Annotated in this window: 11 protein-coding genes; 8 read left to right on the top strand and 3 right to left on the bottom strand. The window is 73.3% G+C overall.

Going from position 1 to position 11,972, the window contains the following annotated elements:
• Positions 1–17 precede the first annotated feature (17 nt).
• Complete coding sequence (locus AB0B90_RS07910) at positions 18–1,523, bottom strand: glycoside hydrolase family 3 N-terminal domain-containing protein (RefSeq protein ID WP_350946254.1); 1,506 nt, start codon at positions 1,521–1,523, stop codon at positions 18–20.
• Positions 1,524–1,797: 274 nt separating this feature from the next.
• Between AB0B90_RS07910 and AB0B90_RS07905 the strand changes: the two genes are divergently transcribed.
• The 5 genes from AB0B90_RS07905 (at position 1,798) to AB0B90_RS07885 (ending at position 6,667) form a co-directional block, all read left to right on the top strand.
• A complete protein-coding gene (locus AB0B90_RS07905) occupies positions 1,798–3,174 on the top strand; it encodes an FAD/NAD(P)-binding protein (protein WP_362921515.1) in 1,377 nt (458 codons plus the stop codon).
• A 245-nt stretch (positions 3,175–3,419) separates the two neighbouring features.
• Complete coding sequence (locus tag AB0B90_RS07900) at positions 3,420–4,112, top strand: DsbA family protein (RefSeq protein WP_350946252.1); 693 nt, start codon at positions 3,420–3,422, stop codon at positions 4,110–4,112.
• A 377-nt stretch (positions 4,113–4,489) separates the two neighbouring features.
• Positions 4,490–5,044 (top strand): NAD(P)H-dependent oxidoreductase, encoded by a 555-nt coding sequence (locus AB0B90_RS07895; RefSeq protein WP_362921513.1) that lies wholly within the window; start codon positions 4,490–4,492, stop codon positions 5,042–5,044.
• 175 nt (positions 5,045–5,219) lie between these two features.
• Positions 5,220–5,768, top strand: coding sequence for a hypothetical protein (locus AB0B90_RS07890; RefSeq protein WP_350946250.1), 549 nt, complete (start codon positions 5,220–5,222; stop codon positions 5,766–5,768).
• 23 nt (positions 5,769–5,791) lie between these two features.
• On the top strand, positions 5,792–6,667 hold the full coding sequence (locus AB0B90_RS07885) for a diacylglycerol kinase family protein (protein WP_362921511.1): 876 nt from the start codon (positions 5,792–5,794) through the stop codon (positions 6,665–6,667).
• An 88-nt stretch (positions 6,668–6,755) separates the two neighbouring features.
• Here the strand turns inward: AB0B90_RS07885 and pgm are convergent, their stop codons facing one another.
• Positions 6,756–8,393: a phosphoglucomutase (alpha-D-glucose-1,6-bisphosphate-dependent) gene (pgm, locus tag AB0B90_RS07880; protein ID WP_362921509.1), complete on the bottom strand. Its 1,638-nt coding sequence runs from the start codon at positions 8,391–8,393 to the stop codon at positions 6,756–6,758.
• Between the two features lie 282 nt (positions 8,394–8,675).
• On the opposite strand from pgm, the gene AB0B90_RS07875 reads away from it, so the two are divergent.
• From AB0B90_RS07875 to AB0B90_RS07865, 3 genes are read left to right on the top strand one after another with little or no spacing between them, the layout of a single operon-like run.
• Positions 8,676–9,617, top strand: a complete 942-nt coding sequence (locus tag AB0B90_RS07875) for an ROK family protein (protein ID WP_362921507.1) — start codon at positions 8,676–8,678, stop codon at positions 9,615–9,617.
• Positions 9,618–9,674: 57 nt separating this feature from the next.
• A complete protein-coding gene (locus AB0B90_RS07870; protein ID WP_350946246.1) occupies positions 9,675–10,424 on the top strand; it encodes a sugar phosphate isomerase/epimerase in 750 nt (249 codons plus the stop codon).
• On the top strand, positions 10,421–11,524 hold the full coding sequence (locus tag AB0B90_RS07865; RefSeq protein ID WP_362921504.1) for a Gfo/Idh/MocA family oxidoreductase: 1,104 nt from the start codon (positions 10,421–10,423) through the stop codon (positions 11,522–11,524). Before AB0B90_RS07870 ends, AB0B90_RS07865 begins: the two co-directional genes overlap by 4 nt.
• 222 nt (positions 11,525–11,746) lie before the next feature.
• Here the strand turns inward: AB0B90_RS07865 and AB0B90_RS07860 are convergent, their stop codons facing one another.
• Positions 11,747–11,962, bottom strand: coding sequence for a hypothetical protein (locus AB0B90_RS07860; protein ID WP_350946244.1), 216 nt, complete (start codon positions 11,960–11,962; stop codon positions 11,747–11,749).
• Positions 11,963–11,972 lie beyond the last annotated feature (10 nt).

Below are 11,972 nucleotides of genomic sequence, written 5' to 3'. Positions count from 1 at the left end.
TCATGTCATAAATCAGCCTATTGGTCACCGGTCAACCAGCGGGCCACGGCGCGGGCCGAAGCCCGGGAGATGCCGTTCGTGGTCACGTACACGGCCCCTGTGGGGGTGCCGGGCATCCCGGTCTCGATCACCACGGTGTCGGGGCGCAGCGCGACGGCCCGCGCCAGCAGCTCGCCGACCCAGGGGTGGCGCCCGGCGTCGTGCACCACCATCACCAGCGGGCGGCTCTCGTCACCCAGGTCGGGCAGCTCGGGCGCCTCCACGGTGACGACGTGGCCGACGGTGCCGGGAAGCACCTCGGCGAAGGCGCCGATGAGACCGGTGAGCGTGCCCGGCTCGACCGCCTCGCTCAGCCGGGGGGCGATGTCGACGACCAACGGCGGTCCGGAGAGCACGGCCGGAGCGGCCGTGGAGGTCACCCGGATGGCCGACCGAGCGGTCCGCAGGCCGAGTTCCTCCCCCTCGTCCCCCGCGTCCCTGGCGGCGATCCCCGCCGCCCGCGCCCGCGCGGCGGCGTCCGAGGCGTACCAGCCGGACAGGGCGAGGACGCGGGAGGCGGCCTCGGCCAGCCGGTCCTCGCCGAGCCTGCCCTCACGTACGGCGTCCACGATGGCGTCGCGCAACTCGTGGACGTTCTCGCCCCCGGGGGAGGAGATGCCCGCGCAGATCGCGTCGGCCCCGGCCGCCAGGGCGCGGACCGCGATCTCCCCCGGCGGATGGAGGGCCGCGACGGCGCGCATCTCGATGGCGTCGGTGACGATCATGCCGGTGAATCCCAGCTCCTCGCGGAGCAGGCCGGTGACGATCCTCCGGCTCAGCGTCGCGGGATTCTCCGGGTCGAGGGCGGGGATCAGCAGGTGCCCGCACATGACGGCCCGCACCCCCGCGGCCACCGCGGTGCGGAAGGGGGGCAGATCGCGCTCGGCGAGGAGGCGCGCGGAGGCGTGCAGGGTCGGCAGGGCGTGGTGGGAGTCGGTGTGGGTGTCGCCGTGGCCGGGGAAGTGCTTGGCGCAGGCGGCGACCCCGGTCCCCTGGAGCCCGGAGATCCAGGCCGCGGTGTGCCGGGAGACCAGCTCCGCGTCGGCGCCGAAGGAGCGGACGCCGATCACCGGGTTGACCGGGTTGGCGTTGACGTCCGCCACCGGGGCGTAGTCGAGGGTGATGTCGGCGGAGGCGAGGAGGCGGCCGATCTCCTGGGCGACGAGCCGGGTCGCCTCGACGTCGTCGCCCACGCCCAGTGCCCGGTTGCCCGGCCACGAGCTGCCCCGCGCGGCCTGCAGACGGGTGACGGACCCGCCCTCCTCGTCCACCGCGATCACCGCGGCGGGGTTCTCCGCGCGCAGCCGGGCGACCAGATCGGCGGTGTGGCCGAGACCGGTGAGGTTGCGGGCGAACAACACGGTCCCGCCGAGGCCCTCCTCGCCGAGTGCGCGCAGCAGCCATCCGGGCGGCTCGGTGCCGTCGAACCCGGGCTGGAGGACGGTCATGGCCAGCCGGGCCAGGTCGGGGCTGCGATGGGGCATGCGGTCACCTTGATCGAGGTAGGCGTCGTGTGGCGGGTGGGCGGAGGAAGGTGTCTCAAGGCAGGTTACCCATCAATGATGATTTCCTTCATTTTCAATGCCTCAAAAGTAGTTTTCTGTCATCCGTGCGCGCTCCCCCCTCCCGTCGAGGTGGGAGGGGGCGGTGCCCTCGGAGGGGGTGCTCGCCGCCGAAAGCGTCAAGACCGCGAATGGGGCGGCCCGTGTTCTTGCTATCCCGTATATCCTGTAGGGATAGTGGGTTATGCTGGATCGCGTGTCAGGTTACCCATCGGTCGCCGTCGTGGGCGGCGGCGCGAGCGGCACGCTGGCGGCCGTCCACCTGCTCCGCGAGGCGCGGGCACGGAACATGCCGCTGGAGGTCGTGCTGATCGACCGGTACGGGCGGCACGCGCTGGGACAGGCGTACTCGACCACCGATCCGCATCACCTCCTCAACGCCTGCGCGAACAAGATGAGCGGGCTGGACGACGACCCCGGCCACTTCCTGCGCTGGGCCCTCGACGACGGGCTGGACGTCTCCGAATCCGACTACCTGCCCAGACAGACGTACGGGCGCTACCTTCGCGACCTGCTGGCCGACGCGGAGGAGTGGCCCGTCCGTGTGGTGCGCAGGGTGAAGGGCACGGTGAGCGCCCTGACCAGGGACCGGGGGGTGCGGGTCCACCTGTCGGGCGGCGGCGGGATCGACGCCGAGGCCGTCGTGCTCGCCCTGGGCAACCGCGCGCAGTCCGCCAGGCCGCCGATCGTGGACGAGAAAAGCCCCGGCTACGTCGCCGACCCGTGGGCGCCGGACGCGCTCTCGGAGATCCGCGACGGCGCGCCGGTGCTCGTGCTGGGGACCGGGCTGACCATGGTGGACGTGGCGGTCAGCGTGACCCGGGCGCACCCGGATACCGTGGTCCACGCGGTGTCGCGGCACGCGCTGCTGCCGCGCCCGCACCCCCGGCCCGTGCCGCCACCGGTCCCGACATCGATCCCGGACGGGCCGCTGGGGATCGGCGACCTGCTCCGCGCCGTGCGTCTGGCCGTACGGGACAACGGGGGCGACTGGTACGGCGTGGTCGACGGCCTGCGGCCACAGGCCCAGAGACTGTGGGCCCGGCTCACCCCGGACGACCAGCGGCGGTTCCTGGGCCTGGCCGCTCGCCACTGGGAGGTTCACCGCCACCGGATCCCTCCCCCCACGGCCGCCAGGATCGCCGACCTCAGAGCCGGCGGCCGCCTTCACCTGATCCGCGGCCGGCTGCTCCGGGCCACCGCCGGCCCTCGCGGGCTGCGCGCCCAGGTGAGCACCGACGGCGCCGTCCGCGAACTCGACGTCGGCTGGCTGGTCAACGCCACCGGGCCCGGCACCGACATCGCCCGTGACCCCCTCCTCGCCCGCCTCGTCGCCGACGGCGTGGTCCGGCCGGACCGGCTGCGGCTCGGGTTGGACGCCGATCCCGGCGGTGCGGTCCTGGACGCGTCGGGAGAAGCGGACGACAGGATCTTCACGCTCGGCCCTCTGCTGCGCGGAAGCCTGTACGAGACGACGGCGATCCCGGAGATCCGCGCCCAGGCGGCGGCCCTCGCACCGCGTCTGGTGGCGGCGATCACCCCCGCCGCCCGGCGCGCCGCGTCGGCCGGTTAGCCCCCTACCCCGCGCGGGCCGCGTCGTGGCGAGTCGGTGGCCACGACTGATCAGCTGCGGCGGGCTCCCCCCCGGGGAGATCGGTGGCACGTGCGCGGCACGGGACGGGCGGGATCCCGGCGTCCGGCCCCAGGGAACGCCGGTGGCCGCGGCTCGTGCCCGGCTCCGGTGCGGTCGGCGAACTTGACCTTCAGTGTGCTTGAGGTCCGATGCTGTGAGGAACTTCCACGGAAAAGAGGATTCCGATGAGTGAGGATCTGGTCGACTTCTGGTTCGATCCCGGCTGCCCCTGGGCCTGGATCACCTCCCGCTGGATTCTGGAGGTGCGCGAGGTGCGTCCCATCAGGATCAACTGGCGGGAGATGAGCCTGGCGGTGCTCAACGAGAAACAGGACATGTCCCAGGAGTACCGCGAGATCGTCGAGCTCGGCCGGGGCACCATCCGGGTGTTCGCGGCGGCACGCGCGGCGGCCGGGGACGCCGCCGTCGGCGAGCTCTACACCGCGCTCGGCACCCGCTACCACGGCGAGGACGGCCTGTTCCGGCGCGCCCGCGACACGACGCCCGACGGCGGTCTCGCGGGCTGGCGGGCCGCGATGGAGTCGCTGGAGCCGGTGATCGCCACCGCGCTGGCCGACGCCGGACTGCCCCCCGAACTGCTCGCGGCGCGGAGCGACGACACCTGGGACGAGGCGATCCACGCCTCGCACGCCCTGGTGCCGGCGGGGGAGCGGAACCAGGCGCTGATCGGCGTCCCGACCATCTCGGTGAACGGGCACGCCGGTCAGTTCGGCCCCGTCGTCAGCGAGATCCCGACCGGCGAGCGGGCCGGGCGGCTCTGGGACGCGTTCAAGGTGCTCGCCACCGAGGAGGCGTTCTTCGAGCTCAAGCGGGTCACCGACCGGGCGGCTCCCCGCACCTACCCGGGGGCTCCATAGCGCGGGACCGGCCTTTCCTCCAGCGCCCTCGCCGCCCTTGACAGAGAAATAACCTGCTTTTTCGCGAAGGATACGCTTGATCATGTTCGTCCCCCCGCACTGAGGGCAGGCCCCGAGTGTGATGGAGTGTGAGGTTCGCCGGCACCGCCGTCGCCGTGCTGGTTCACGGAAGCGTGATCGCCGTTCCGGGGTTCGTGAGCGGGGCGGCTCGACCCGTACCACGATCGGACCTCCCTCTTCGCGTCACGGTGAGGTCGAGTAGCGGTTTGTGTCGGTGAGTTCGAGGGGGAGCCCGGCCGGCGGCCTCGACCGCGTGACCGAGGGCGGAACCTCTCTCACTCGTGACGTCGCCGTACGGCGACAGGATGGGGCCGGGAATGAGGATCGTTGGGATCGCGGGAAGCCTTCGCCCGGGGGCGTACGTCTGGAGGCTCCTGGAGGCGGCGGCACGGGAACTGCCCGCGACGGTGGACTTCGAGATCTGGCGGGGCCTGGAGCAGGTGCCGCCGTTGGCGGAGAGCGGGCTCCCGCGGCCGGTGGCCGATCTGTGGCGCCGCCTCTCCGCCGCGGACGGTGTGCTGATCACCGCACCGGCGCACAGCGCGCTCCCGGCGCAGCTGGGACACACGCTCGACTGGATCGTCTGCGCGCGGGGCGGTGCGGTCCTGATGGGCAAGCCGGTGGGTGTGGTGACCGCCTGCCCGCGCGCCCACGAGGGAATGTGGACGCAGATCCAGCTGCGCAGGGCGCTCGGCGCGGCGGGCGCGGTGGTGCGGGGCGCGGAACTGGCCGTCTCCACGACCCCCGCCCCGTTCGACGCCGACGGCAGGCTCGCCGACCAGGACCACCGGGCCCGGCTTCGCGACCTGCTGGACGAGATCTGCTCCCCTTCCCTCGCCGAGACCGGTTCTCTGCGCGGGTCCGCCGTGTGAGATCCGCCTGACCGCTCGCCGGGCCCCGCCGAGAGCGGGGCCCGGCCCCCCGGGATCCGCCGTACGAGGTCCGCCGTACGGCTCCGATCCTCCGGGCGCCCCTCGGGTCGGGGCGCCCCGCCGGAAGGCGAGCGCCCGGTCGCGCGCCGCACAGGGACGAGGAAGGGAGGCAGCCGTGGGGATATCCGGCCAGGAGGTGGCGCTGCGGGCTCTCGGCGCGGCGCTCGACGTGCACGCGCCGACGGCCAGACACGGCGTCAGGACGTTCCCCGAGGGCACGCCCTTCCTGTGGCTGACCGTTCCCGGTGCGGGAGGCGCCACGGTCTTCCTCGACGAGCGCCAATGGATCTGCCTGAGCGAGCCCGAGCGCGGAGGGGTGACCGTCCAGCTCGTCGCCGGCGGGGTCGACGACGATCCCGCCCTCGTCGTGGGCCGCCTCATGGCCGTCATGACGCCGGTGCCCCGGCCTCCCGGCGGCCGTCTGTCACGCGCTCTGAAGGTGGGGCTGCTCGGGATCGCCGGGGGTGTGGGGGTGGGACTGCTGTCCGCGCTGCTCATGGCGATCCTCGTGGCGGGCAACGGCTACACCTCACCGGAGACGATCCGCGCGGTGTACGTCCTGGCCGTGCTGATCGGTGTCGCGACCGGGCTGTGGGTGTCCCTGCGCTGGTGGCGGATGGGGCGGGACCCGCGTGATCGGGACTCCGGTGGGCAGGAGCCGTAGGGACGACCACGTGGAGGAACGACATGGCCGAGCTGCTGGCGATCTACAACGAGAGCGCGGGGAGCGCCGACGAGAAGGCCAGGACCGTCGCACTCGAAACGCTGCGCGCCGGTGGCGCCGACGTGATCGAGGCGCCCGCCGGTAAGAAGGACCTGGACGAGATGCTCGACTCCTGCCCGGGCAGGGACGTGGTCGTGCTGGGCGGCGACGGCACGTTGCACGTGGTGGTCGCCGCCCTGCACCGGCGCGGCGAGCTGGAGGCCCGTACGGTGGGGCTTGTCCCGCTGGGGACGGGCAACGACTTCGCCCGCGGCCTGGGCGTCCCGCTGGACCCGCCGGTCGCCGCCCGCGTCGTGCTCGCGGGCCGGCCGCAGTCGCTCGACCTGCTGGTGGACGACGAGGACGGGGTCGTCGTCAACATGGTCCACCTCGGTATCGGCGCCGAGGCGTCCGAGGACGCGACGCCGCTCAAGCCGGTGCTCGGGCGGCTCGCCTACGCGGCGGGAGCGCTGCTCGCCGGTGTGCGAAGCCCCGGCTGGCGGCTGCGCGTCACCGTGGACGGCCGCCCCGTCGGTGACGGGCGCCGGGTGCTCATGGTGGGGATCGGCAACGGCCTCACCATCGGCGGCGGCACCCCGCTGGCTCCCCGGGCCAGGCCCGACGACGGCAGGGCCGACGTCGTCGTCTCGCTGACGACCGGACCGCTGGACAGGCTCGCCTACGCCCTCCGGCTGCGCAGGGGAACCCATCCCGGCCTGCGCGACGTGATCACCACCCGTGGCGGGGAGGTGACCGTGGAGGGCGACTCCGTCCCGGTGAACGCCGACGGCGAGCTGACCGGCCGGATCACCCGGCGCCGCTGGACGGTCCTGCCCGCCGCCTGGCGCATGTTCACCTGAGGCCGCGCCCGCTTTCGTCCGGGGAGGGGCGCCCGCCGGGCACCCCTCCCCGGACGCGCCCGCCGGGCGTATGCCGCCGCCGTCGCCGTCAGCCCAGGGAGGCCGAGACCAGGTCGCGTGCCTCCTGCTGCACCCGCTTCAGGTGCTCGGGGCCCTTGAAGGACTCGGCGTAGATCTTGTACACGTCCTCGGTGCCCGAGGGGCGGGCGGCGAACCAGGCGTTCTCGGTGGAGACCTTGAGCCCGCCGAGGGCCGCGCCGTTGCCGGGGGCCGAGGTCAGCACCTGGGTGATCTCCTCGCCGGCGAGGCTGCCCGCGGTGACCTGTTCGGCCGAGAGCCTGGCGAGCACCGCCTTCTCCTCCCGGGTCGCGGGGGCGTCGACGCGGGCGTAGGCGGGGTCGCCGAACCTGGACACCAGGTCGCCGTAGTGCTCGCTCGGTGAACGGCCCGTGGTCGCGATGATCTCCGAGGCGAGCAATGCCAGAATGATGCCGTCCTTGTCGGTGGTCCACACCGAGCCGTCGCGCCGCAGGAACGACGCCCCGGCGCTCTCCTCGCCGCCGAAGCCCAGCGAGCCGTCCAGCAGGCCGGGCACGAACCACTTGAACCCGACGGGGACCTCCATCAGCGGCCTGCCCAGGTCGGCGGCCACCCGGTCGATCATGCCGCTGCTCACCAGCGTCTTGCCGACCCCGGCACCGGCGGGCCAGCCCGGCCGGTGGGAGTAGAGGTAGGAGATCGCCACGGCGAGGTAGTGGTTGGGGTTCATCAGCCCCCCGTCGGGCGTGACGATGCCGTGCCGGTCGGCGTCGGCGTCGTTGCCCGTGGAGACGTCGAAGGCGTCACGGTTGGCGATGAGCGAGGCCATCGCGTACGGCGACGAGCAGTCCATCCGGATCTTGCCGTCCCAGTCCAGCGTCATGAACCGCCACGTCGGGTCGGTGAGCGGGTTGATCACCGTCAGGTCCAGCCGGTGCCGCTCGGCGATCTCCCCCCAGTACGCGACGCTCGCCCCGCCCAGCGGGTCGGCGCCGACGCGCACCCCCGCCTCCCGGACGGCGTCGAGATCCAGCACCGAGGGCAGGTCGTCCACGTAGTGGCCGAGGAAGTCGTACCGGCCGGTCGTGTCGGCGGCCAGCGCCCGGGTGTACGGGATCCGCCTGACCTCCTTCAGCCCGTCGGCGATCAGCGCGTTGGCCCTGTCCTGGATCCAGGAGGTGGCGTCGGTGTCGGCGGGGCCGCCGTGCGGCGGGTTGTACTTGAAGCCGCCGTCGCCGGGCGGGTTGTGCGAGGGGGTCACCACCACGCCGTCGGCAAGCGCCGAGGAACGTCCCCGGTTGTGGGCCAGGATCGCGTGGGAGACCGCGGGGGTCGGGGTGTAGCCGTCCCGGCTGTCGATCATGACCGTCACCCCGTTGGCCGCGAAGACCTCCAGCGCCGACACCGTGGCCGGTTCCGACAGCGCGTGGCTGTCGGCGCCCAGGAACAGTGGGCCGTCGACCCCCTGCGCGGCCCGGTACTCCACGATGGCCTGGCTGGTCGCGAGGATGTGGTCCTCGTTGAAGGCGACGTTCAGCGAGGAGCCCCGGTGTCCCGACGTCCCGAACGCCACCCGCTGGCCGATCTCACCCGGGTCGGGATGCAGGGCGTAGTAAGAGGTCACCAGGCGGGCCACGTCGACCAGATCGGACGGCCTGGCGGGCTGTCCCGCGTGTTCGTGCGTCATCGCAGTCTCCTCACATCACACCTGGGCTAACCGTATCTGCCCTTAAATCGGATAAGGCTGCACAACTCATGAGGGCCTGGGGTGAACCGGTGGCTCCGTGCTCCCCGTATACCGTTGACAACGTTGTCATTACCGTCGTACCTTCAGCCTGTTTGCCCGGTCACTTGGGAAAAGTACCCTTTGTGGCATCGATCAGCGGAGGATCCCCTTGCACAGCCGCGCGGTGGCACCGATGGTCACCTGCCCTCCAGTCGCGCCCCGGCATGCCGGGCGGGCCGGCCGGTGACCGCCCTCGCGATCGACATCGGCGGCACCAAGTTCGCCGCGGCGCTGGTCAGGCCCGACGGGACCGTGACACGCAGGGTGGAGGTGCCGGTCGGCCGGGACCCCGAGGCGACACTGGTCTCGCTCGTCCACGACATCCGTGGTACCCGGGACGATCGCCCCGCAGACGCCGCCGTCGGCGTCGATGACACCCGAGATCTGGCCGGGATCGGGATCGGCTCCGCAGGCCCTCTCGACGCCGTCGCCGGCACGGTCAGCCCGGTCAACATCCCCGCCTGGCGGGGCTTCCCCCTGGTCGGCGCGGTGAGCGAGCTCCTTCCCGGCCTCCCCGTCGCCCTCGCGGGGGACGCGCAGTGCATGGCACTGGGGGAGTGGTGGCGGGGCGGGCACTCGCGCTCCCGCGCCCTGCTGGGCATCGTGGTGTCCACCGGTGTGGGCGGGGGCCTCGTCCTCGACGGGACGCCGTACGTAGGACCTACGGGAAACGCCGGACACATCGGGCACATCATCGTGGACCGCGACGGAGAGCTCTGCCCCTGCGGGGCGACCGGTTGCCTGGAGACGATCGCGAGCGGCCCGAGCATGGTCCGCTGGGCGCTGGCGAACGGCTGGAGCGCTCCCGGTGCGCGCCCGGACGCCCGCGCGCTCTCGGCCGACGCCGCGCGCGGCGTGCCCGCCGCCCAGCTGGCCTTCCAGCGGGCCGCCGACGCGCTGGCCGTGGCGATCCTCACCACGGCGGCGCTCTTCGACATCGACGACGTCGTCATCGGGGGCGGCGTGTCCGGGGCGGGGGAGACCCTGCTCGCCCCGCTGCGCCAGGCGGTCGCCAAACGGGCCGGCCTCGCCTTCCTGCGCCGCCTGACCGTCGAACGGACCTCCCTGGAACGCGACGCCGGCCTGTACGGCGCCGCGGCCCTGGTCCTCCCCGTCGCGGGGTAGGAAGCCGCGTTCTCTCCTTCGCCCGCAGGCGGAGGTGTCCACGCCTAAGGAGAACTGATGAGCTCACTCGCCGTCCAGCTGTACTCCGTACGCGAACAGGCGGCCGTCGATCGCCGCGCCGTGCTGCGCCGCATCGCCGGCATGGGGTACGACGCGGTCGAGCCGTTCGACGCGCATCTCGATCCGGGAGGTCTGCGCGAGGATCTGGAGGAGGCCGGGCTCTCGGTGTGCAGCGTTCACGCCCCGCTTCTCGACGAGCGGCGCGCGTCCTCGCTCGCCGGGGCCGTCGCGGTCGGCGCGCGGACCGTCATCGTCCCCGCCGCCCCCGCCGAGTGGTTCGCCGACAGGGAGGGTGTCGAGCTGGCGGCGAGGAACATCGGCGAGGCGGCCCGTGAGGCCGCCGACCACGGGCTGCGACTCGGATACCACAATCACTGGTGGGAACTGGAACAGCGGGTGGACGGCCGTCCCGCGCTGGAGGTGCTGGCGGAGCTGCTGGACCCCTCGGTGCTGCTGGAGGTCGACCTCTACTGGGCGGCGACCGGCGGGGTCGACCCCTCGGGGCTGCTGACCCGGCTGGGCGAGCGGGTGAGCCACCTGCACGTCAAGGACGGCCCCGCCACCCAGGAGGGCCCGATGACCGCGGTCGGCGCCGGCCAGGTGCCCATCGTGGACGCGCTGAACACCGCGCCGGACGCGGTGCGGATCGTGGAGCTCGACCACTGCGCCACCGACATGCTCCAGGCGCTGGACGACAGCCACGCCTACCTGACCGGTCTCGTCGCCGCCGGGCGGGTGAGCGCATGACCGGCCCGCTCGGGGTGGCGATCGTCGGGTGCGGCAACATCAGCCACCAGTACCTGGGTAACCTCACCACCTTCCCCGGCGTGCGCGTGGTGGCGTGCGCCGACCTGGACCTGGCCCGTGCCGAGGAGGTCGCCGCGCGCTACGGCGTACCGGTGGCGACCTCCCCGCAGGAGGCGATCTCGCACCCCGACGTGGAGCTGGTGGTCAACCTCACGATCCCGGCCGCGCACGCCGAGGTGGCGCTCGCCGCCGTCCTGGCCGGGCGGCACGTCTACAACGAGAAGCCGTTCACCGTGGACAGGGAGTCCGGCGCGCGGCTCGTCGAGGCCGCCACGGCGGCGGGGGTGCTCCTGGGCAGCGCCCCCGACACCTTCCTGGGCGCGGGGCTGCAGACCGCGGCCAGGCTCGTCTCCGAGAGGGCCATCGGCACCCCGCTCACCGCCCTCACCCTGTTCCAGACACCGGGTCCCGAGGTCTGGCACCCGAACCCCGAGTTCTTCTTCCAGCCCGGGGCCGGGCCGCTGTTCGACATGGGTCCCTACTACCTGACGACCCTGGTGACCCTCTTCGGCCCGGTGGCGCGGGTCGCCGCGGTCAGCCGCAGGGCGAGGGACGAACGGGTCGTCGGCTCCGGCCCCAAGGCGGGGACGCGTATTCCCGTGGCGGTGCCCACCCACACGACCACGCTCCTGGAGTTCGCCGCGGGTCAGGCCGCCACGCTCGTCTTCAGCTTCGACTCGCCGCTGGGACGCACCGGGTTCGTCGAGATCACCGGTACCGAGGCGACCATGGAGGTGCCCGATCCCAACACCTTCGGCGGTGAGGTCCGGCTGCGCCGGGCCACCGACGAGGAGTGGACGCCGGTTCCCATCAAGGGCACCGAGGCCGGTCGCGGCCTGGGCGTGCTCGACATGGCCCAGGCCATCCGTGAGGGAAGGCCCCACCGGACCACCGGCGAACTCGGCCTGCACGTCCTCGACACGATGATCGCCATCGCGGAGTCCGCGGAGCGGGGCGAGTTCGTGGAGGTCGGCAGCACCTGCCCGGTGCCCGCACCGCTGCCCGAGGGGTGGGACCCCGCCGCGATCCGGTTCGACTGACGGTCGCAGGACGGGGGCGGGCCGTCTCGCGGCCCGCCCCCGCGCGCTACTCGCCCGGGAAACGGCCCCCGAGGGCGACGGCGACGACGGCTCGCCCCCGCGCGGCGCGGCCTGAGCCGCTGCCGGACGTCTGAGGCACGGCAGCGACTCAGGCGCGCCGCCGCCGGACTCCGGGTGTCCGGCCCGGGCGGCGGGGAGGGTGCCTCGGGACAGGGCGTGAAGTCAGGGAGCCTGGTCGGCGGGGCCGACGGACCTGGGAACCGGCTCGGCGGAATCCCGGGAGAGCTCGCCGGAGGACTCCTCCAGGCGGGCGCGAAGGCGGGCGCGGATCTCCTCCGGGGTGTACGCCTGCCGGCGGCGCTCGGCCCGCGCGATCACGACTCCCGTGGCCGCGACGCCCGCCACACCCGCCAGACCGAGTATCTTCCACCATCGCATGTGCCTACGC

The organism is Streptosporangium sp. NPDC049078 (genome assembly GCF_040648855.1).
In the GTDB taxonomy this organism is placed as follows: Bacteria; Actinomycetota; Actinomycetes; order Streptosporangiales; family Streptosporangiaceae; genus Streptosporangium.
This window is presented reverse-complemented; position numbering and strand designations above follow the sequence as displayed.

What these genes read in the sequence shown, in the direction of transcription:
- AB0B90_RS07910 (WP_350946254.1), bottom strand. Translation starts at nt 1,523, where the DNA reads ATGCCCCATCGCAGCCCCGACCTGGCCCGGCTGGCCATGACCGTCCTC.
- AB0B90_RS07900 (WP_350946252.1), top strand. Translation starts at nt 3,420, where the DNA reads ATGAGTGAGGATCTGGTCGACTTCTGGTTCGATCCCGGCTGCCCCTGG.
- AB0B90_RS07895 (WP_362921513.1), top strand. Translation starts at nt 4,490, where the DNA reads ATGAGGATCGTTGGGATCGCGGGAAGCCTTCGCCCGGGGGCGTACGTC.
- AB0B90_RS07885 (WP_362921511.1), top strand. Translation starts at nt 5,792, where the DNA reads ATGGCCGAGCTGCTGGCGATCTACAACGAGAGCGCGGGGAGCGCCGAC.
- pgm (WP_362921509.1), bottom strand. Translation starts at nt 8,393, where the DNA reads ATGACGCACGAACACGCGGGACAGCCCGCCAGGCCGTCCGATCTGGTC.
- AB0B90_RS07870 (WP_350946246.1), top strand. Translation starts at nt 9,675, where the DNA reads ATGAGCTCACTCGCCGTCCAGCTGTACTCCGTACGCGAACAGGCGGCC.
- AB0B90_RS07865 (WP_362921504.1), top strand. Translation starts at nt 10,421, where the DNA reads ATGACCGGCCCGCTCGGGGTGGCGATCGTCGGGTGCGGCAACATCAGC.
- AB0B90_RS07860 (WP_350946244.1), bottom strand. Translation starts at nt 11,962, where the DNA reads ATGCGATGGTGGAAGATACTCGGTCTGGCGGGTGTGGCGGGCGTCGCG.